Genomic DNA, 20,069 nt, shown 5'->3' with positions numbered 1-20,069 from the left:
GGATCTCGAGCGGCACCCGGCGAGGCCGGTCTTTTTAAACCTCCGCATCTGCAGTTGCCACACGGCCGCCGTTCCCGGCACGTCGTTTCTTTTGCCGCGGCGTAACAACGGTTTCCAGTTGTGACGCGGCGCATCAATATTTCCCCGAATGTGACCCAAACGCTTGGCGCTGACATTGCAGCCAGGCATAATCGGTGCGCCTTTGACGCGCCGCTTTCCCTTTCGCGGCGCGCAGTTCCCGACACTTTCCTTACAAGGACCGCCGCGTGAACCTGTCGTTTCTGATTTTCCTGAGCGTGCTGCAGGGCGTCACCGAACTGTTTCCGGTGAGCAGCCTCGGCCATACATTGCTCGTGCCCGCGCTGTTCGGCATGCACATCGACAAACATGCGCCGCAGTTGCTGCCGTTCCTCGTCGCGCTGCATCTGGGCACCGCGTTCGCGCTGCTGTGGTATTTCCGCGAACGGTGGTGCGCGCTAGTGCGCGGCTTCTTCGCGTCGTTCGGCGGCCGTCGCAACGACGACGCGCACATGATGTGGGCGCTCATCATCGGCACGATTCCGGCGGGGCTCGTCGGGCTGCTGCTCGAAAAGCGCCTAGAGCGGCTTTTTCACGACCTGCGTATCGTCGCGATCGCGCTGATCGTCAACGGCGTGCTGCTGTGGTTCGGCGATCGCCTGCAGCGTACGCGTGCGCTGCAGGCGCCGGAGAAGTTGACGTTTCGCCAGGCGTTTTTCGTCGGCCTTGCGCAGATCGGTGCGCTGATTCCCGGCTTCTCGCGCAGCGGCCTGACCATGATTGCCGGCAATGCGGCCGGCCTGACGGCGGAGAAGGCGGCGGAGTTTTCGTTTCTGCTCGGCACGCCGATCATCTTCGCAGCCGGTGTGCTCGAATTGCCGAAGCTGTTCCATGCGTCGGGCCAACTCGCGGACGCGCTGCTGGGCGGCGTGCTGACCGCAATCGCCGCGTATCTCAGCGTGCGTTTCCTGATGCGCTATTTCGAAGGGCGCGGGCGTCTGGCTTCGTTCGGCTTGTACTGCGTGATTGCCGGGGTCCTGTTCCTCGGCTGGTTTGCGCTGCATCCGCAACCGGTCTGAGTGCGCTCGACGCGTCCGCTGCCGCCAGCCGCGTGCTGGCGAGCGGGGGGCGATCGGTTATAATCCGGGCCCGGCTCAGGTTGCCGAGCCCGTCTGTTTTGTGATCGAGCGACGCCGGTCCTGACGTTTGGGAGCGCAGCGGCGGGCCGGCATTTCCGGTCCACGATCCGGTCAGTTAGAATTTCGGTAGACACGAAGCCTGTGGGTTGCGCGAGCACAGGTTCCAATGCCCGGTACGCGGGTTCTCATTGCGGGCGATGCAGGTTGTGCGCTGGTGTTGCATTGCCTCACTTCATTACGGCAGTAGCTCAGCTGGATAGAGCATCGGCCTTCTAAGCCGAGGGTGGGGGGTTCGAGTCCCTCCTGCCGTACTTCACTTCACATGCGTTCGAGCGCGCTCGCCGCGGGTCGCGGCGCAGCACGGCGCGTATTGCCTGCTGTGTTTCGCTCGCACTTCGAACCGTCTGAGCGAACGCGCACAGCACGGTCTCCTCCAACTCCCTAGGCCGATGCCCGTGATTCTCCGGATGCCCGCACGTCGATCGAATCGACCCGGTCCGGATAGAACGCGAGATGCTGCCCGATCTCCCTCACCGACGCATACGGCGACTCGTAGGTCCACACCGCGTTCACCGCCCGCTCGCCGCCGATCGGCACGCTGTAGTAAGCGCAGTCGCCCTTGTAGGGGCAGTAGGTCGCGTGATCGGTGCGCTCCAGCAGTGTCATCTCGACATCGTCGCGCGGCACGTAATACACCGGCGGATACGACGCCTCGCGCAACACGAGTGCCTTGTTCGAATCGGCGATCACGCGTCCGGCGACGGTCACCACCACGCGGGCTCTGGCCGGCTCGACCGTGATGGGATGATCGGGACCGGGGACTTTGATGGGTTTGTCAGTCATCTGTCGAACTCCTGAATGAGTGGGCCGTCCTGCCACGCGTTGTGGCGGATCGCATGGCGGCATCGACGGGAATGATCGCGCCTTCGGTCGAAGCATACGCCGGTGGTGAAAACGCGTGCCGCCGCCACGTGAATCCGCGATGAAGAACGCGTGCGCCCCGATTCGCGCGATGCAAACAAACGGGCAGCCGAAGCTGCCCGTCGAGGTCACGCCATGCGAGGGATGCCGCGGCCCGTGACTCGCCGACCGTGCCGGTTCGCGGCATGCCGAACGCGCGTCGCCGGCTGGTCATGACCGCCAGCTCGGCCGGCCGCGCCCCAACACCACTCGCCCGGCCGCCACGCCCCCTTACTGCTTGATGTTCAACGCCGCCGTCAGATCCCCCAACGGCTTGCCCCCATTGCTGGTCAGTGCCGCGTCGCGCGCCGCGATTCCCGCCAGCGTCGGCAGTGAATAACGGCGCGTGATGAAGCGCAGGATCGACGTCGTGTCGTATTGCGTGTGATCCACGTAGCCCTTCTTGGCATACGGCGAGATGATCAGCGCCGGAATGCGCGAGCCCGGGCCCCAGCGGTCGGCCTTCGGCGGCGCTACGTGATCCCAGAAGCCGCCGTTTTCGTCGTAAGTCACGACCACCAGCATGTTGTTCCACTGCGGGCTCTTCTGCAGATGCGAGATGATGTCCACGATGTGCTGGTCGCCCGACGCGACATCGGTGTAGCCCGCGTGCTCGTTCAGGTTGCCCTGCGGCTTGTAGAACGATACCTGCGGTAGCGTGCCGGCGTCGATCGCCTTGATGAATTCGGAGCCGGCCAGACCGCCGTCGAGCAGGTGCTGCGCGCGGTTCGTGGTGCCCGGGGCGAGGTCGGCAAAGTAGTTGAACGGCTGGTGATGCGGCTGGAAGTTCGGCGCCGTCAGGTTCGCGCCGTAGATCACGTTCGACGCGCCGGTTTGCGCCGCCGACAGCGCCGCGCCCCATGCACCGCCGTACCACGCCCACGACACCTTGGCATCGTTCAGCAGGTCGCCGATGTGCTTCTGCGTCTGCGGCGGCAAGGTGGTGGCCTGGCCCGGATCGGCGAGATTCGCGTCGCCTCCCGTCGCCGCCTGGTTGCCGCTCGGCTGATAGGCCGGCTGCATCGTGTTGATCGCGTAGAAGTCAGGCGTCAGGTTGCCCGACAGCACGTACTTGGGCGGCCCGCTCTGTGCCGAGGCCGGCGAGTTGGATGCGACCTTCAGCGTGACGCCGTCGCTTTCCACCGCCGAGATCGAGGTGGCCGCCGGGCTCTTGTCCGCGTTCGGATAGACCGGCGTGCACGCGCACACGAGCCACTGGTGGTTCAGGAACGAACCCCCGAACGCGCCCATGAAGAAATTATCGGCGAGCGTGTATTGCTGCGCGATCTTCCACAGCGGCAGTTTGTCGGCGTTCAGCGTGTAGTGGCCCATCACGAGGCCGCCCGAATCCGCCCACGCGGCGAACCTGTCGTTCTTGCCGCCATTGATCTGCATCTGGTTCTCGTAGAACCGGTGATACAGATCGCGCGTCGTCGCGGTGATCGGCGTGTTGAAACCCTTCGGGTCGTCGATCGCGAACGGGCTGTTCGGCAGATTGGCCGTCATCGCCTGCGTGACGACCGGCGTCACGCCGGTTTGCGTCAGGCCGTTCCACACGAGCGGCAACGTCGCGAGCGGCGTGCCGTCGCGATCCACCTGCGTGGCGCTCGCCGCGCTCACGTTCTGCAAGCCGTTCGCGCCGGGGAAGTTGCCGTACAGGTTGTCGAAGCTGCGGTTTTCCGCGTAAATCACCACGACGTTCTTGATCGAGCTGATGTCCGGCTGCGTGATTTCGCTGCCGCCGCACGCATACAGACTCAACGCTGCCGCGATTGCGATCGGTGTCGCGCAGATCAGTTTCTTGTTCATTTGAATGGGTTCTCTCTCTCGCGTTGGGGACGGGCCATACGCATTGCTTACGCGAATGACCGCCGACGAAAGTTTGGCAATGCAATTTGACAGAAAGATGTAATTAATTACGAAATGCTTGTTTTGTGGATTTGTCAGTCGGCAAGATGTCATCTAAACGACATAGGAATGAAATACGCTCGCGGACTTCAGAATCGCAAACTCACATCGTTCATATGCGGATTGGTCTGGCGGGGATTCGGCAATTCAGGGTGCGGCGGCGCGGGGCGGCGAGTGGCGGTTCGCGGCAAGCGGCAGCCGTTGCGTTGGCGGCTGTGACGGTGGCGATGGCGCTTGCCGGCTGTGATGCGGGTGTGGCTGGCGCGGGCAACAGCGCAAATGCGAATGCGGGCGCGGGCGCGACTTCCGCAGTCGGCGTCGACGGGGCTGCCGCGTCCGTGACGACGGCGTCTGCGGTGCAGGTCGCGGCGCATGACGGCGGTCAGTCGCGCGCGCAAGTCTACGAATCTGTGCGGCAAATGACGGCGCTCGGCAAGCAGCTCTTTTTCGACGCGTCGCTATCTGGCTCGGGCAAGCTGGCTTGCGCATCGTGCCACAGCCCGGATCACGGCTTCGCGCCGGCCAACGCGCTGTCGGTACAGCTTGGCGGCAGCGACATGCACCGCACCGGCCTGCGCGCCGCACCGACGCTGAAGTACCTGCAATCCGTACCAGCGTTCGCCGAGCACTATCACGAGTCCGACGACGAAGGCGACGAAAGCGTCGACGCCGGTCCCACCGGCGGCCTCACCTGGGACGGCCGGGTCGACCGCGGCGGCGACCAGGCGCGCATCCCGCTGTTGTCGTCGTTCGAGATGGGCAGCACGCCGGCCAAGGTCACTGCTGCGGTCAAGGCCGCGCCTTACGCCGGCGCTTTTCGCGCGGCCTTCGGCGAGCATATCTTCGACAATGACGACGCCACCTTCAAAGCGGTGCTGCAAGCGCTCGAAACGTTCGAGCAGACGCCCGAGGTGTTCTATCCGTACACCAGCAAGTACGACGCGTATCTCGCGGGCAAGGCGCAACTGACGCCGGCCGAACTGCACGGCCTGCAACTTTTCAACGACGAACAGAAAGGCAATTGCGCAAGCTGCCACATCAGCCAGCGCACCAACGCCGGCGCGCCGCCGCAATTCAGCGATTTTGGTCTGATCGCGATCGGCGTGCCGCGTAACCGCGCGCTGCCGGCCAATCGCGACCCGCACTTCTACGACCTTGGCGCCTGCGGGCCGGAGCGCACCGACCTGAAGGCACGCGACGAGTTTTGCGGGATTTTCCGCACGCCAACGCTGCGCAACGTCGCGTTGAAGAAGAGCTTCTTCCACAACGGTATCTACCATTCGCTCGATCAGGTGCTGCGTTTTTACGCCGAACGCGACACCAATCCGGAGAAGTTCTATCCGGTGTCGAAGGGCAAGGTGCAGAAGTTCGACGATCTGCCGCCACGCTACTGGGCCAATCTGAACACGGAGGCGCCGTTCGATCGCAAACCGGGGGACAAACCAGCGCTCGACGAAGCCGAAATAAAGGACGTGGTGGCGTTTCTGAATACGCTCACCGATGGGTATCAGGTGTCCGGCGCGAAGCCCGGCGCGGTAGCTGGGATGGCGGCTCCTCGCGTAGCCGCGAATTGAACGCAAGCGCGGCTCGCAATCGCGACGACATGGGGCGCACGGTTCGCTGCGGATCGCATCGCGTCGCGCGCGCTCAGTCGTGGATACCGCCGAGAATGGTGTAGCAGGCGGCGAGCAGCAGCGCGAAGGACACCAGCAGACAGGCAATGCCGACGCGCGTCAGGAGATTGGGCCAGCGCGTGACCGGTAGCGCGTCTATATCCACGATGCGCGGCGCCAGACGGGAATCGCGGCCGATCGCGACCGGTACGAGTGCTACGCAGACCAGCGCGAGGATCACGACAAAGATTTTCAGGACGTGAAGAGTGTACATGGCGAGCTGTCTGAGGCTTGACGGCCGCGGGGACGAAAAAACAATCGCAAAAAAACGTTCCATAGGGCGATATGGGCCAAGTCCTAAAATTGACGTCAGCCGCGCTGCGCGGTCCCTTCGAAGGCGGCATGCTATGCTTTTGAGGTCCAGATCAAGCGTTGCCGCGCGTACGCTCGAGATCGTCCAGAACACTTTCGAGGAGAGTCCTTCATGTCGATGCGAACCCGTGTACTGCTTCAACTGACCGGCGCCGGCCTGCTGCTGGGCGGCGCGATCGGCGCGCAAGCGGCGAATCTCGGCTTTCTGCACGACACGCCGATGGCGTACATGCACCAGCGCGACATCGACTCGGTCAAAAAGGCGGTGTTCAACGCGCTCAACGAGCAGAAGGACGGCGCTAGCGTTACCTGGGTCAATGAAGGCACCGGCAACAGCGTGAAGATCGACGCGACCATCACCCTGGCCGGCACGTCCAACGACGGCGGGCGTACTTGCCGCGACCTCGGCGTGGTGCTGAATGCGAAGGGGCAGTCGATGCACCTGCACCCGCAGTTCTGCAAGCAAGGCAGCGGCGCCTGGCAATTGCAGAAAAGGAATTAATGCGCATGCAGGCCGTGATGGCAGCGCGCGCCGGCCGGTCGGCGGCGCGGCTCGACACCGTGTATTGCCACGCCACGCTGCGACGATGAGCCCGCGGGTCGTTTCGTGCGGCATCGTTCTGCTTGACCCGGACGGTCGCGTGCTGCTCGCGCACGCCACCGAGACGTCGCACTGGGACATTCCGAAAGGGCACGGCGAGGAGGGCGAAGCGCCGCACGTCACGGCGCTGCGCGAGATGGTCGAGGAGACCGGCATCGCGCTCGAGCCCGAACGCCTGAAGGATCTTGGCCTGTACGTCTACCGGCGCGACAAGGATCTGCATCTGTTCGCCGCGCGTGCCGCCGCCGATGAACTCGACCTGAGTTCATGCACGTGCACATCGTTGTTTCCGCGACGCTCGGACGGCACGCTGATTCCTGAAATGGACGCGTACCGCTGGACCGCGATCGACGAAATCCCCAAGTATGCGAGCCGCAGTCTGACGCGGCTTTTTCAGACCACGCTGTCGCTGGCGGAGTTGCATCGGACAATGTAGTGGCGGCGGGCGGCCGCTTATCAGCGGGCACAGGCGCGCATGAACGGGCCGCCGGCGAAACGCGCTGATCCGCCGGCGCGCGGGCCGCGCGCCGGAGGCGTAACGCTTTCGCTCAGTCGAGCGCGTGGTCGTTCGGATGTGCAAACAGCGCGCGGTTCTGTTCCGACAGCGGAAAATTCAGATTGATGTCGTGCGGCGGAATGGGTTGCGTGAACCACTGCTTGTACAGGCGTTCCGCCTCGCCGGAAGTCTGCCCGCGTGAGATCACGCCATTCACCAGATTGCGGAACGGCTCGTCGCCCTTGCGGAACATGCACGCGTAGACCTCGGAGCCGAGCGGCGTGCCCGTCACCACGAAGTCGTCGGGACGCGGGTCGGTCGAACGGAAGCCGTACACGATCGGCTCGTCCATCACGAAGGCCACGGCTCGATCTTCCTTGAGCGCGGTGAATGCTTCCTGATGATCGCGCGCACTGGTGATGCGCATGTTCAGATGCTTGTCGGTATTCAGGCGGCGCAACAGACGTTCATCGGACGTGCCCGCGGTCGTCACGACCGCCTTGCCGGCCAGGTCCGGAAAATCGGTAATGCCGCTGTTCTTGCGCGTGATCATGCGCACCGCGTACTGGAAGAAACTGTTCGAGAAGGCGGCCACGCTTTCGCGCTCCACCGTGTGGGTGGTCGAGCCGCACTCCAGATCGATCTGGTTGTTCTGCAGCATCGGCGTGCGGTTCGACGAGGTCACGGTGATTTCGTGCACCTTCAGTTGCGGCATGCCGAGCGTCTTGCGGATTTCATCGACGATCTGCAGCGCGATGGTCTGCGAGTAGCCGATCGTGTGTTTGCCGTCGAAGTACGAGAAAGGGATTGACGCCTCACGCACGCCGAGCACGACCACACCGTCGTCGTGGATCTTCTTCAGTGTGCCGGTGAGCTCGTCCGCGCGGGCTGGGCACGCGAGCGACGTCGCGCCGAACGTGGCCAGCGCCACCAGCGCGCAACGCGCGCGGTGCGCAAAGCGTGCCGCCGGCGAGGTGCGCGCGGCGGGAGCGGCACGCATCCGAGTTGCGCGGCGTGTGCCTTGAGCCGCGCCTGTCGTCATCGCCCCGTTACTCGCCATGCTGCGGGCTGCAACTTTCATCGGGTCTCCCTGACTGGCGCGTCCAACAGGCCGCGCCGTCACTGTCGATGGAACATCATGTAACGAAACGGCGTGCACCTCGTGGCGAGATGCACGCCGTATTCAACTTCCCAACTTCAGATGCGTTACGGACGGCAGCCGCTCCAGCTTACGCCGGCTTGCCCCAGCTGTCGCGCAAGCTGACGATGCGATTGAACACGGGTTTGCCCGGCTGCGAATCGACGCGGTCGGCGACGAAATAGCCGTGGCGCTCGAACTGGTAACGCTGTTCCGGCAGCGCGTCGCGCGCGCCCGGTTCCAGGTAGGCGTTGACCACGCGTTTCGAGTCCGGATTCAGCGCTTCGAGGAAGTCGCGGCCGCCGGCGTCCGGCTGTGGCTCCTTGAACAGCCGGTCATAGATGCGTACTTCAGCCGGGCAGGCGGCGGCCGCGCTGACCCAGTGAATGTTGCCCTTGACCTTGTAGGCGTTCGCGCCTTCGGTGCCCGATTTGCTGTCCGGGAAGTAGTTGCAGTGGACCGCGACGACGTTGCCGTTCTCGTCCTTGTCCGCGCCCGTGCATTCGATCACGTAGCCGTAGCGCAGCCGCACCTTGTTGCCGGGGAACAGACGGAAGTAGCCCTTCGGCGGCGCTTCGTTGTAGTCCTCGCGCTCGATCCACAGTTCGCGCGAAATCGGAAACTCGCGCAGGCCCTGTTCCGGATGATGCGGATGGACCGGCGCGCTGCACGGTTCGGTGACGCCTTCGGGGAAGTTGTCGATGATCAGCTTGAGCGGATCGAGCACGGCCGCAGTGCGCGGCGCCTTGTCATCCAGGTCGTCGCGCAGCGCGCCTTCGAACACGCTCATGTCGATCCACGAGTCGACCTTGGTGACGCCAATGCGTTCGCAGAACAGCTGGATCGCCTCGGGTGTGAAGCCGCGCCGGCGCACGCCGACGATGGTCGGCAGGCGCGGGTCGTCCCAGCCGTCCACGTGGCCTTCGTTCACCAGTTGCAGCAGCTTGCGCTTGCTGGTGATTGCGTAGGTCAGGTTCAGGCGCGAAAACTCGATTTGTTGCGGCAGCGGGCGCGTGAAGACGCCCGCTTCGGCCAGCTCGTTCAGAATCCAGTCATAGAGCGGCCGATGGTCTTCGAACTCGAGCGTGCACAGCGAATGCGTGATGTTTTCCAGCGCGTCCGAGATGCAATGCGTGTAGTCGTACATCGGGTACACGCACCATTTGTCGCCGGTGCGGTAGTGATGCGCGAAGCGAATGCGGTAGATCACCGGGTCGCGCATGTTGAAGTTCGGCGACGACATGTCGATCTTCGCGCGCAGCACGTGCTCGCCTTCCTTGAACTCGCCGGCCTTCATGCGGCGGAACAGGTCGAAGTTTTCCTGCACCGAGCGCTCGCGGAAGCGCGACGGCGTGCCGACTTCCGCGGCCGAGCCGCGGTTCGCGCGCATTTCTTCGGCCGACTGGCTGTCCACGTAGGCTTTGCCGCGCTCGATCAGCAGTTCGGCGAATTCGTACAGCTTGTCGTAGTAGTCGCTCGCGTAATAGAGCTCTTCCTTGCCGCCTTTTTCCCATTCGAAGCCGAGCCAGCGCACCGCGTCGATGATGGAGTCGACGTATTCGACGCTTTCCTTTTCCGGATTGGTGTCGTCAAAGCGCAGATGGCACACGCCGCCGTAGCTGCGCGCGACGCCGAAGTTCAGGCAGATGCTCTTGGCGTGACCGATATGCAGATAGCCGTTCGGCTCGGGCGGAAAGCGCGTTTCGACCCGCTGGCCCCACTTGCCGGTGCGGTTGTCGTCGTCAATGATGTTGCGGATGAAATTGGATGCCGCTGGCGCGTCGTTGCGTTCGGTATTCATGCGAGAAGGTGAAAGTCTGTCGGGGACGCGTGGTGCGCCCACTTATCCGACAATTCTACCTGAGCAGTCCGCCGGCGACAGGCGAATGCGGCGCGCAGCCAACGTTTGAGCGCTTTTGATGCGAATGCGCGGCCGCGCGGGCGCTGTAACAGGAGGTAAAACGTTTTGTTCACGCCGCCGCCGGCGACTTAGGATGCCAGCGGCGCGGGTTCGTCCGCGGGGTGTGGCGCCGGTGCCGCTGATGGGGCCAGGGCATTGCGCTTTCCTATGCCGCACGGCGTTCGTGCGGCGCAAGAGGCTTCGTGCTGGCGCGCTGAGGCCACATGTTCGAGCCGCGCCCAGCCCGCATTCAAGCGTTCATCCACGCCGCGTTCAATGGTCATGCGGCTTTGATTCAGCTTCGGACCGCATGCCGGCCGCGTACGGTTGGCATGAACGCAGAGGTGGCCCGCAACACGCAAAACGTAGCGAGCGGGTTGCCGTTTCGCGGCGTGTGTGCCCGCCGCTCGATATTTTCCGGGGCCGTGCAGCCTGCGCGTCGACGCGCAGCGCGCGCACTCGTCGCAGACGTCCACCCAGGCCGCACCGCCCGCACCGCCCATCGCGCCTTGCATGAACAAGCGCCGTTCGTGCACCATGGCGCCCTTAGTTGCCGGAGTTTCTCGGATGTCTGTCCCGACGCACGGCGCGCCTCGCGCGCTTTTCGCTTCCTTGTCCTCGTCCCGGATCGCGCGCGCCGCGGTTCTGTACGCCGCGTTCGGCGCGTTCGCCGGCGGCGTCCTCGCGCCGGGCCCCGCGCTGGCGAAAACCCCGCCGCCCAAGCCCGTGCTCGACGCATCGGCCGTGGCCGTGCCGGATCGCTATAGCGCCGACGCCGCGCAGCAGATCTTCGCGGCCGGCGGCAACGCGGTGGATGCCGCCGTCGCGATCGCGTTCACTCTGGCCGTGACCCGCCCTGACGCGGGGAATATCGGCGGAGGCGGGTTCATGACGCTGTTCATGGACGGCAAGCCGTACTTTCTCGACTACCGCGAGCGCGCGCCGCAGCAGGCGACCCGCGACATGTACCTCGACGACAAGGGCAGTCTGGTGCCGGGCATGAGCGTCGTCGGCCACCGCGCGGTGGGCGTGCCGGGGACTGTCGAGGGCATGTGGGAGGCGCAGCAGCGGTTCGGCAAACTGAAGTGGAAGCAGGTGCTCGCGCCCGCCATCCGCTATGCGACCGACGGCTTCGCGGTCGACCCCTCGCTGCAGCAGCGCCGCGACGCGGCGGCGAAGAATTTCACCGGCAAGACCAGTTTCGACGCGTACTTCTCGAGTCTGAAAGCGGGCGCGACGTTCCGTCAGCCCGAACTCGCGCAGACCTTGTCGCGGATCGCCGGCGACGGCGGCCGCGAGTTCTACGAAGGCCGCACCGCGGACCTGATCGCCCAGCAGATGTACGGCCACGGCCTCGTCACGAAGCAGGACCTGATTCAATACAAGGCGGTGTGGCGCCAGCCGCTTTCCGCCGACTGGAACGGCTACCGCGTGATCACCGCGCCGCCGCCGAGTTCGGGCGGCATCGGGCTGATCCAGATGCTGAAGATGAAAGCCGATCTGAAGCAGGCATTCGAGGGCGTCGAGCTGAATTCCGCGCCGTATATTCACCTGATCGCGCAGATCGAGGACCGCGTGTTCGCCGACCGGCAGCGCTACCTCGGCGATCCGGACGCGTACAAGGTGCCGGCCGACAAGCTGATCGACGATGCCTACCTCGCGCAGCGCGCCGACGAAGTCAAGCTCGACGAAGTGCCGGGTGCGACGCCGGTGAAGGCGGGCCTCGGCGATGCGATGCCGGAGAAGGCGCAAACCACGCATTTCTCGGTCGTCGACAAGTGGGGCAATGCGGTGTCGAACACCTACACCCTGAACGGCGATTTCGGCGCGGGCGTGGTGGTGGACGGCGGCGGCTTCCTGCTGAACGACGCGATGGACGACTTCGTGACCAAGCCGGGCAGCGAGGGCGCGGGCGGCGTGAGCGGAGCGGATGTCAATACGGTGGCGCCGGGGCGTCGCCCGCTTTCGTCGATGACGCCGACGCTTCTGTTGAAGGACAACAAGGTGGCGCTGGTGATCGGCACGCCGGGCGGCTCGCGCATCCTGACGTCGATTTTCCAGGTGATGACCAACCTGTACGACTTCAACATGGCGCCCACCGACGCGCTCGCCGCGATGCGTTTCCATCATCAACTGCTGCCGCAGAAGACGATTTACTTCGAGCCGTTCCATCCAATCACGGGTGAGCTGGCCGAGCAGTTGAAGGCGATGGGCTACACGCTGGAAGAGCAGTCGTTCAACGGCGATGTGCAGATGATCCGCGTCGAGGGTATGACGCCTGAGCTGGCGGCAGACCCGCGCGGGGTGGGCGTGGGGCGGGTGATACGGTGAGGCTGGGCGGTGGGCTGCGGTGAGCGGGATGCGATAGGCGAACCGCGGCAGGCGAACGGGCATCAGGCGGACTGCAACCAGCACGCAACAAAAAAACCAACCACAAGCGGGAAAGCGGGATGAGCGGACAAAAACTGAACACACTCGTGCTGCCCGGTTATCAGAACTCCGGCGCCGGTCACTGGCAAACGCGCTGGGAAGAACGCGATCCAACGTTCGCGCGAGTGCGGATGCCCGACTGGGATCATCCCGTTCGCGACGCGTGGTGCCACGCGCTCGACGCCGCGGTGGCCGCCGCCGATGCCCCGGTGATGTTCGCCGCCCACAGTCTCGGCTGCCTGACGACGGCTTTCTGCGCGTCGCAGTACGCGAGCGCGGCGCAGCTTGCGAAGGTGGCGGGTGCCTTGCTGGTCGCGGTGCCCGATCCGTCCGAGGCGCAGTTTCCACAGAACGCCAGCGGCTTCGCGCCGGTGCCGCTCACGGGTTTGCCGTTCGCGACCATGGTCGTGGCGAGCAGCGACGATCCCTACGGCGGCGTGCCGTTTTCACGGACTTGCGCGAACGCGTGGGGCAGCCGCTGGGTGGACATCGGCGCGCGCGGCCACATCAACGCGGACAGCGGCCTCGGCGATTGGGACGAAGGGCGGCGCTGGCTGGCTTCGTTAAGCACGCAGGGTTGAATTGGCGGCGACGCGAGAACCAGCCCCGCATCGCCGGCACAACCTGGATCTCTCAAATCACGGACTTCGCCCGCAACGTCGCAACCGCCGCCTCGTCATAACCGAGCACGTCGCGCAAGATGCTCTCGGTGTGCTCGCCGAGCATAGGCGGGTGAGCCAGCGCTTGCGGCGGCGTACCGGTCATATTGATCGGATTGCGCACCAGCTTGACCGTGCCTCCCGACGGGTGCGGCAGATCGACCTGCATCCCGCGCGCCACCACTTGCTCGTTCTCGAACACTTCGGCGAGATCGTTGATCGGCCCGCACGGCACGCCCGCCGCTTCGAGCGCGCCAATCCATTGCTGCTTGCCTTGTAGACGAACCATGTCGGCGAGGATCGGCACGAGGATGTCGCGGTTGCGCACGCGTGCCGGATTGGTCGCGAAATGCTCGTCGTCGGCGAGTTCAGGCCGGCCGCCCGCTTCGACGAACTTGCGGAACTGCCCGTCGTTGCCGACCGCGACGATGATCCAGCCGTCGCTCGTCTGGAAGGTCTGATACGGCACGATGTTCGGATGTGCATTGCCCCAACGCACCGGCGGCTGGCCGCTCGCCAGATAGTTCGAATTCATGTTGGCGAGCATCGCCACCTGCACGTCGAGCAGCGCCATGTCGATGTATTGACCTTCGCCCGTGCGGTCCCGGTGCGTGAGCGCGGTGAGCACGGCGATGGTCGAATACATGCCGGTCATCAGGTCGGCGATCGCGACGCCGGCCTTTTGCGGACCGCCGCCGGGCTGGCCGTCGCGCTCGCCGGTAATGCTCATGAAGCCGCCGATTCCCTGCACGATGAAGTCGTAGCCGGCGCGCTGCGCATACGGTCCGGTCTGCCCGAAGCCTGTCACCGAGCAGTAGATCAGATCGGGCTTCACTTCCTTGAGCGACGCGTAGTCGAGCCCGTACTTCTTCAACTGGCCGACCTTGTAGTTCTCCAGCACCACGTCGCTTTGCGCAGCCAGTTCGCGGATGATCCGCTGGCCTTCGGGCGACGCGATGTCGACCGTGACCGAGCGCTTGTTGCGGTTCGCCGCGAGGTAGTACGCGGCCTCATGCGTGTCCGTGCCCTGCGGCGTCTTGAGATACGGAGGGCCCCAGTGACGGGTGTCGTCGCCGACCTCGGGTCGTTCGATCTTGATGACGTCGGCGCCGAAATCGGCGAGCGTTTGCGCGCACCAAGGGCCGGCGAGCACGCGGGTGAGATCCAGCACGCGGATATGACTGAGAGCGCCCATATTGGTCAGATGTCTCCTATGTAGCCTGGCGGCGCGCAAGGCGCCGCGGATCGGGGCAATCTTAAGCGATTCGCGCGGGTCTGCGCACTCAGCCGGACGGCATAGGACAGAGCGGCGCGTCTCGATCCGGCGCGTGGGCGAGGCCGAGCGCGGCCAAAGCCGGTCAAACCTGGCCGATCGGCCAAGGTACGGTGCGCGCGGCCGCGCAGCCGCGCCGATCCCGTATAATCAGTCGTTTAAGAAACAAACAGTTGGCGCATCCCACGATGCCGCCGGTAACAGCCAGGACCGTCCCCCGCACGCTATGAAAGCCGCCGAAATCCGCGAGAAATTCCTCAAGTTCTTCGAATCGAAGGGCCATACGATCGTTCGCTCGTCGAGCCTTGTGCCCGGCAACGACCCGACCCTGCTCTTCACCAATTCTGGAATGGTGCAGTTCAAAGATGTGTTCCTCGGCGCGGAATCGCGTCCATATTCGCGTGCCACGACCGCGCAGCGCAGCGTGCGCGCGGGCGGCAAGCACAACGATCTGGAAAACGTCGGCTACACCGCGCGTCACCACACGTTCTTCGAGATGCTGGGCAACTTCTCGTTCGGCGACTACTTCAAGCGCGACGCGATCCACTACGCGTGGGAATTGCTGACCGGCGTCTACCAGCTGCCGAAAGACAAACTGTGGGTCACCGTCTATCACGAAGACGACGAAGCGCACGACATCTGGGCGAAAGAAGTGGGCGTGCCGGTCGAGCGCATCATCCGCATCGGCGACAACAAGGGCGCGCGCTACGCATCGGACAATTTCTGGCAGATGGCCGACACCGGTCCGTGCGGCCCGTGCTCGGAGATCTTCTATGACCACGGCCCGGACGTGTGGGGCGGCCCGCCGGGATCGCCCGAGGAAGACGGCGACCGCTACATCGAGATCTGGAATCTCGTGTTCATGCAGTTCAACCGCGACGCCCAGGGCAACATGACGCCGCTGCCCAAGCAGTGTGTGGACACCGGCATGGGGCTGGAGCGTATCGCCGCGGTGCTGCAGCACGTGCACAGCAACTATGAAATCGACCTGTTCCAGGCGCTGATCAAGGCGGCGGCGCGCGAAACCGGCGTGAGCGACCTGGCCAACAACTCGCTGAAGGTGATCGCCGATCACATCCGCGCATGTTCGTTCCTGATCGTCGACGGTGTGATTCCGGGCAACGAAGGCCGCGGCTACGTGCTGCGCCGGATCGTGCGCCGCGCAATCCGCCACGGCTACAAGCTGGGCAAGAAGGGCTCGTTCTTCCACCGCATGGTGGCGGACCTCGTCGCGCAGATGGGCGGCGCGTACCCCGAACTGCAGGATGCCGAACAACGCGTTACCGACGTGCTGCGCCAGGAAGAAGAGCGCTTTTTCGAGACCATTGAGCACGGCATGTCGATTCTCGAAGGCGCGCTGGCCGACCTCGAAGCGAAGGGCCGCAAGACGCTCGACGGCGAACTCGCATTCAAGCTGCACGACACCTACGGATTCCCGCTGGACCTGACCGCGGACGTGTGCCGCGAGCGCGAAGTGACGGTCGACGAACCCGCCTTCGACGAAGCGATGGCGCGTCAGCGCGAGCAGGCGCGCGCGGCGGGCAAGTTCAAGATGGCGCAAGGCCTCGAATACTCGGGCGCGAAGACCACGTTCCACGGCTACGAAGAAATCGTCTTCGACGATGCGAAGGTGGTCGCGCTGTACGTGGACGGCGCGTCGGTGCAGGAAGTGGCGCATGGCCAGCAGGCGGTCGTCGTGCTGGATCACACGCCGTTTTATGCGGAGTCGGGCGGCCAGGTGGGCGACCAGGGCGTGCTGGCCAACGCGAGCGTGCGCTTCGCGGTCACCGACTCGCTGAAGGTTCAGGCCGACGTGGTCGGCCATCACGGCACGCTCGAGCAGGGCACGCTGAAGGTGGGCGAAGTCGTCAAGGCGGAAATCGACGCGGTGCGCCGCGCCCGCACGGCCCGCAACCACTCGGCCACGCACCTGATGCATAAGGCGCTGCGCGAGGTGCTCGGCTCGCACGTGCAGCAGAAGGGCTCGCTAGTTGATCCGGACAAGACCCGTTTCGACTTCGCGCACAACGCGCCGATGACGGACGAGCAGATCCGCCGTGTCGAAGAGATCGTCAACGCCGAAGTGCTGGCGAACGCGCCGGGCATCGTGCGCGTGATGCCGTTCGACGAAGCGGTGAAGGGCGGCGCGATGGCGCTGTTCGGCGAAAAGTACGGCGACGAAGTGCGCGTGCTCGATCTGGGTTTCTCGCGTGAATTGTGCGGCGGTACGCACGTGCATCGCAGCGGCGACATCGGCTTCTTCAAGATCGTGATGGAAGGCGGCGTCGCGGCGGGCATTCGTCGCGTGGAAGCGATCACGGGCGACAACGCCGTGCGCTTCGTGCAGGAGCTCGACGCGCGCATCAATGCGGCTGCGGCGGTGTTGAAGGCGCAACCGTCCGAACTGACGCAGCGGATCAGTCAGGTGCAGGATCAGGTGAAGTCGCTGGAGAAAGAACTGAGCGCGCTGAAGTCGAAGCTGGCTTCGAGCCAGGGCGACGAGTTGGCCGGTCAGGCAATCGAAGTGGCCGGCGTGCACGTGCTGGCGGCCATGCTGGACGGCGCGGACGTCAAGACGCTGCGTGAGACGGTCGACAAGCTGAAGGACAAGCTGAAGAGCGCGGCGATCGTGCTGGCTTCGGTCGAAGGCGGCAAGGTGAGCCTGATCGCCGGCGTGACGGCTGACGCAAGCAAGAAGGTCAAGGCTGGCGAACTGGTCAACTTCGTCGCGCAGCAGGTCGGCGGCAAGGGCGGCGGCCGCCCGGACATGGCGCAGGCTGGCGGTACCGAGCCGGCGAACCTGCCCGCCGCGCTGGCTGGCGTCAAGGCTTGGGTCGAAGGCCAGCTTTGATTCGGGTTTGATGGGGCCACGCGGGGCGCAGGTAGTTTCGGCGTGTCGCGTGGCCCAGTTTTTTTTGTTGCGAAGTCGCGCAGCCGGGTTGTGTCGAGGCGCCGCGCGATTCACTGGTTCGTATGCGGCTGGGCGGTGGTTGATTCGCGACGCTTTTGCGGTTCGGCTTCGGCGGATAACCGGCGCCGCAGGCAACGATCAGGCGATACCCATATTCGCGGCCGCCGTGTCCTCCGTTCCCCCCATTGCGTCTGCCATTGCGACCGTTTCCCCTTCCTCGGCCGTCACGAGCGTGCGGCGCAGCGCATTGAGCGCGGACGAAAAATGCCCGCGTCGCCACACGAGCAACGTCTCGATCATGCCGATATCAGGCAGCTCATGAACCGCAATATTGCTGGCATCGGTTTGCAGATCCAGCACTGAGCGCGGCGCCACCGCCACTCCCGCGCCGGCCGCCACGCACGCGACGATCGCATGATAGGAGCCAAGCTCCAGCACGCGCGCCGGCCTCACACCGTGTTCCAGATACCACTTCTCGATATAAGCCCGGTAAGCGCAGCCACGCTCGAACGCGATCAGCGTCGATAGCGCGACGTCGCGCACCTCGCGAATCGGCCGATGCCCACGCGGCGTGAGCATCACCAGTTCTTCCCTGAATACCGGCACCGTCTCGAACAGGTCGCTCAGCGCGGCCGTGTCGAGCGGTGTCGCCACCAAAGCGGCATCCACTTCGAATTCGCGCACGCGCTCGATCAGCTTGCCGGTCGTGCCGGTCTCCAGTTCGAGCGCAACGGCCGGCCACTGCTGGTGATATTGCGCGAGCAATCCGGGCAGGCGCGTCGCCGCGACGCTCTCCATCGTGCCCAGGCGCAGGCGCCCGCTCGGACGATCCTCGCGCACCGCGTGACGCGCTTCGTCGGCGAGTGCGAGCAGGCGCTCCGCGTACGGCAGCAGCGTTTCGCCCGCGGGCGTCAGAACGAGGCGGCGGCCGTCGCGGATGAACAGGTCCGTGCCGAGTTGCTCTTCCAGTTGCTTGATACGCGTCGTGACGTTCGACTGCACGCGATTGAGCTTGGCAGCGGCGCGCGTCACGCCGTTTTCCCGCACGACCGCGCGAAAAATGGTCAAGGCGGCCAGATCCATGATTCTCTCCGGGCGATGATTGATATCCGAATTATTCATTTTTCGTGATCAAAAGGTCAAGCTAATATGAACTGAACGAACCCGGCCTGAGCGTCATCGGCCATCACCTATCGCCCGATCATGAACGACCTCGCTTCCCACGCGTACGACCGCTTCACCGAACCTCACGCCGCCCGCCGCGCGGCGCTCGCCTGCATGGTGACGCTGGCCGTCACCTTGGGGATCGGGCGTTTTGCCTTCACGCCGCTGTTGCCGCTGATGCTCCATGGCGGCGCTTTCGGTCAGCCGCAGCTCGACATTCAGCACGGCGGCTGGCTGGCGTCGTTCAACTACGCGGGGTATTTCGTCGGCGCGGTCAGTTGCGCCGCGCTGCGGGTCGAGCCGGCGCGCATGGTGCGCGTGGGGCTCGTCGCGACGGTTCTGTTGACGCTGGCGATGGGCGTCACGAGTCACTTCTGGGTGTGGGCGGTGGTGCGCTTCATCGCCGGCGCGGTCAGCGCGTGGACGTTCGTTTTTGCGTCCCAGTGGGGCTTGCGACGCCTCGCCGAACTCGGCGCGCATGGCTGGAGCGGCGTGATTTACACCGGGCCGGGCGTGGGGATCGTGGGGACGGGAGTGCTGGTGAGCGTCGCGGGCGGCTTTGGCGCAACGGCGGGATGGATCGGGTTTGGACTGATCGGCGCGGCTTTGTCGGCGGTGGTTTGGCCGGTGTTTCGAGGGGCGGCGGGAGTCGGCGGGGAAGGGGCGGGTCGTCGTGGACGCGGGACGGTTGGTGAGGTGGATGCGGGTCAGCATGGGACGAGCCGGTCTTCTAACGTCCGCGCTGCTGTGGGCGAACCCGGCGCAAGCCAACGTGCCGCCAGCGAACCGGCCGTCAGCCAATCCGCTGCGAGCCAGCGCGCTGCCAGCCAACTCGCCAGTAGACACGCCCGCCACACCCTGCACCGCGCCGACGCCATCTGGCTGATCCTGCTCTACGGCATCCCCGGCTTCGGATATATCATCACGGCGACCTTTCTGCCCGTCATCGCGCGCCATGCGTTGCCGGGCTCTTCCTGGCCCGATCTGTTCTGGCCGATGTTCGGCGCGGCGCTGATCGTCGGCGCGCTGCTTGGCGCGCGTCTGCCGGCGCATTGGGATAACCGCACGCTGCTCGCGGGCTGCTATGTGCTGCAAGCCATTGGTATCGCGCTCGGAATCGTCTGGCCGACGGCAGGCGGCTTCTCGCTTGGCAGCGTGTTGATCGGCTTGCCGTTCACCGCGATCACGCTGTTCGCGATGCGCGAGGCGCGGCGCCTGCGCGGAGACGATGCGGCCGGCCTGATGGGCTACGCGACGGCTGCCTATGGCGTCGGCCAGATTGTCGGTCCGTTGGTTGCGGCGCCGATTGCGGAGCACACCGGGTCGTTCTCGCCGGCACTGTGGTTGGCGGTGGGTGCGTTGATGGTGGGCGCGGCGGGGTTGATCGCGGTGGCTCATCTGCCGCGCGGCCGCGGCCATGATCGTATGCCGGATTGCGGCTGCAACTAGCGGTCCCGAAAACGCGTACGCGACGGCACGGCGCCGTT

The 20,069-nt window shown here is 65.0% G+C and carries 15 protein-coding genes and 1 tRNA gene; 9 read left to right on the top strand and 7 right to left on the bottom strand.

What is annotated here, in order from left to right; genetic code table 11:
• Nucleotides 1-266 precede the first annotated feature (266 nt).
• Nucleotides 267-1,097 (top strand): undecaprenyl-diphosphate phosphatase, encoded by an 831-nt coding sequence (locus P0D89_RS39885; protein ID WP_408365058.1) that lies wholly within the window; start codon nt 267-269, stop codon nt 1,095-1,097.
• A 297-nt stretch (nt 1,098-1,394) separates the two neighbouring features.
• Nucleotides 1,395-1,468: transfer RNA gene (locus tag P0D89_RS39880), tRNA-Arg, on the top strand.
• Between the two features lie 130 nt (nt 1,469-1,598).
• On the opposite strand, the gene P0D89_RS39875 is transcribed toward P0D89_RS39880, so the two are convergent.
• Nucleotides 1,599-2,000: a DUF427 domain-containing protein gene (locus tag P0D89_RS39875; protein WP_408365056.1), complete on the bottom strand. Its 402-nt coding sequence runs from the start codon at nt 1,998-2,000 to the stop codon at nt 1,599-1,601.
• Nucleotides 2,001-2,348: 348 nt separating this feature from the next.
• The gene (locus tag P0D89_RS39870) at nt 2,349-3,926 is read right to left on the bottom strand and encodes an acid phosphatase (protein ID WP_408365054.1); all 1,578 of its coding nucleotides are present in this window, start codon (nt 3,924-3,926) and stop codon (nt 2,349-2,351) included.
• 305 nt (nt 3,927-4,231) lie between these two features.
• Here P0D89_RS39870 and P0D89_RS39865 point away from each other — a divergent pair, with 305 nt between their 5' ends.
• Entirely contained in the window at nt 4,232-5,599 is a 1,368-nt protein-coding gene (locus P0D89_RS39865) for a cytochrome-c peroxidase (RefSeq protein WP_408365052.1), read from the top strand.
• 73 nt (nt 5,600-5,672) lie between these two features.
• Here the strand turns inward: P0D89_RS39865 and P0D89_RS39860 are convergent, their stop codons facing one another.
• Entirely contained in the window at nt 5,673-5,912 is a 240-nt protein-coding gene (locus P0D89_RS39860) for a hypothetical protein (protein ID WP_408365050.1), read from the bottom strand.
• A gap of 210 nt (nt 5,913-6,122) precedes the next feature.
• On the opposite strand from P0D89_RS39860, the gene P0D89_RS39855 reads away from it, so the two are divergent.
• Nucleotides 6,123-6,512, top strand: a complete 390-nt coding sequence (locus P0D89_RS39855; RefSeq protein ID WP_408365048.1) for an RT0821/Lpp0805 family surface protein — start codon at nt 6,123-6,125, stop codon at nt 6,510-6,512.
• A gap of 85 nt (nt 6,513-6,597) precedes the next feature.
• Nucleotides 6,598-7,047, top strand: coding sequence for an NUDIX hydrolase (locus P0D89_RS39850; RefSeq protein ID WP_408365046.1), 450 nt, complete (start codon nt 6,598-6,600; stop codon nt 7,045-7,047).
• A gap of 112 nt (nt 7,048-7,159) precedes the next feature.
• Here the strand turns inward: P0D89_RS39850 and P0D89_RS39845 are convergent, their stop codons facing one another.
• Nucleotides 7,160-8,188, bottom strand: a complete 1,029-nt coding sequence (locus tag P0D89_RS39845; RefSeq protein WP_408365044.1) for a transporter substrate-binding domain-containing protein — start codon at nt 8,186-8,188, stop codon at nt 7,160-7,162.
• A 148-nt stretch (nt 8,189-8,336) separates the two neighbouring features.
• Nucleotides 8,337-10,046: a glutamine--tRNA ligase/YqeY domain fusion protein gene (locus P0D89_RS39840; protein WP_408365042.1), complete on the bottom strand. Its 1,710-nt coding sequence runs from the start codon at nt 10,044-10,046 to the stop codon at nt 8,337-8,339.
• A 666-nt stretch (nt 10,047-10,712) separates the two neighbouring features.
• Between P0D89_RS39840 and ggt the strand changes: the two genes are divergently transcribed.
• A complete protein-coding gene (gene ggt / locus P0D89_RS39835; protein ID WP_408365040.1) occupies nt 10,713-12,476 on the top strand; it encodes a gamma-glutamyltransferase in 1,764 nt (587 codons plus the stop codon).
• Between the two features lie 119 nt (nt 12,477-12,595).
• Entirely contained in the window at nt 12,596-13,156 is a 561-nt protein-coding gene (locus P0D89_RS39830) for an RBBP9/YdeN family alpha/beta hydrolase (protein ID WP_408365038.1), read from the top strand.
• A 52-nt stretch (nt 13,157-13,208) separates the two neighbouring features.
• Here P0D89_RS39830 and P0D89_RS39825 read toward each other — a convergent pair whose 3' ends face one another.
• Nucleotides 13,209-14,429, bottom strand: coding sequence for a CaiB/BaiF CoA transferase family protein (locus P0D89_RS39825; RefSeq protein WP_408365036.1), 1,221 nt, complete (start codon nt 14,427-14,429; stop codon nt 13,209-13,211).
• Nucleotides 14,430-14,733: 304 nt separating this feature from the next.
• Here P0D89_RS39825 and alaS point away from each other — a divergent pair, with 304 nt between their 5' ends.
• Nucleotides 14,734-17,358, top strand: coding sequence for an alanine--tRNA ligase (gene alaS / locus P0D89_RS39820; protein WP_408365035.1), 2,625 nt, complete (start codon nt 14,734-14,736; stop codon nt 17,356-17,358).
• Between the two features lie 198 nt (nt 17,359-17,556).
• Here alaS and P0D89_RS39815 read toward each other — a convergent pair whose 3' ends face one another.
• Nucleotides 17,557-18,501, bottom strand: a complete 945-nt coding sequence (locus P0D89_RS39815; RefSeq protein ID WP_408365033.1) for a LysR family transcriptional regulator — start codon at nt 18,499-18,501, stop codon at nt 17,557-17,559.
• 120 nt (nt 18,502-18,621) lie between these two features.
• Here P0D89_RS39815 and P0D89_RS39810 point away from each other — a divergent pair, with 120 nt between their 5' ends.
• Nucleotides 18,622-20,031, top strand: a complete 1,410-nt coding sequence (locus tag P0D89_RS39810; RefSeq protein WP_408365031.1) for a YbfB/YjiJ family MFS transporter — start codon at nt 18,622-18,624, stop codon at nt 20,029-20,031.
• Nucleotides 20,032-20,069: the final 38 nt, after the last annotated feature.

The sequence above is a fragment of the Paraburkholderia sp. RL18-085-BIA-A genome, assembly GCF_046027075.1.
GTDB lineage: Bacteria > Pseudomonadota > Gammaproteobacteria > Burkholderiales > Burkholderiaceae > Paraburkholderia.
This window is presented reverse-complemented; position numbering and strand designations above follow the sequence as displayed.

What these genes read in the sequence shown, in the direction of transcription:
- alaS (WP_408365035.1), top strand. Translation starts at nt 14,734, where the DNA reads ATGAAAGCCGCCGAAATCCGCGAGAAATTCCTCAAGTTCTTCGAATCG.
- P0D89_RS39850 (WP_408365046.1), top strand. Translation starts at nt 6,598, where the DNA reads ATGAGCCCGCGGGTCGTTTCGTGCGGCATCGTTCTGCTTGACCCGGAC.
- P0D89_RS39830 (WP_408365038.1), top strand. Translation starts at nt 12,596, where the DNA reads ATGAGCGGACAAAAACTGAACACACTCGTGCTGCCCGGTTATCAGAAC.
- P0D89_RS39825 (WP_408365036.1), bottom strand. Translation starts at nt 14,429, where the DNA reads ATGGGCGCTCTCAGTCATATCCGCGTGCTGGATCTCACCCGCGTGCTC.
- P0D89_RS39840 (WP_408365042.1), bottom strand. Translation starts at nt 10,046, where the DNA reads ATGAATACCGAACGCAACGACGCGCCAGCGGCATCCAATTTCATCCGC.
- P0D89_RS39855 (WP_408365048.1), top strand. Translation starts at nt 6,123, where the DNA reads ATGTCGATGCGAACCCGTGTACTGCTTCAACTGACCGGCGCCGGCCTG.
- P0D89_RS39870 (WP_408365054.1), bottom strand. Translation starts at nt 3,926, where the DNA reads ATGAACAAGAAACTGATCTGCGCGACACCGATCGCAATCGCGGCAGCG.
- P0D89_RS39815 (WP_408365033.1), bottom strand. Translation starts at nt 18,501, where the DNA reads ATGGATCTGGCCGCCTTGACCATTTTTCGCGCGGTCGTGCGGGAAAAC.
- ggt (WP_408365040.1), top strand. Translation starts at nt 10,713, where the DNA reads ATGTCTGTCCCGACGCACGGCGCGCCTCGCGCGCTTTTCGCTTCCTTG.
- P0D89_RS39860 (WP_408365050.1), bottom strand. Translation starts at nt 5,912, where the DNA reads ATGTACACTCTTCACGTCCTGAAAATCTTTGTCGTGATCCTCGCGCTG.
- P0D89_RS39875 (WP_408365056.1), bottom strand. Translation starts at nt 2,000, where the DNA reads ATGACTGACAAACCCATCAAAGTCCCCGGTCCCGATCATCCCATCACG.
- P0D89_RS39810 (WP_408365031.1), top strand. Translation starts at nt 18,622, where the DNA reads ATGAACGACCTCGCTTCCCACGCGTACGACCGCTTCACCGAACCTCAC.
- P0D89_RS39845 (WP_408365044.1), bottom strand. Translation starts at nt 8,188, where the DNA reads ATGAAAGTTGCAGCCCGCAGCATGGCGAGTAACGGGGCGATGACGACA.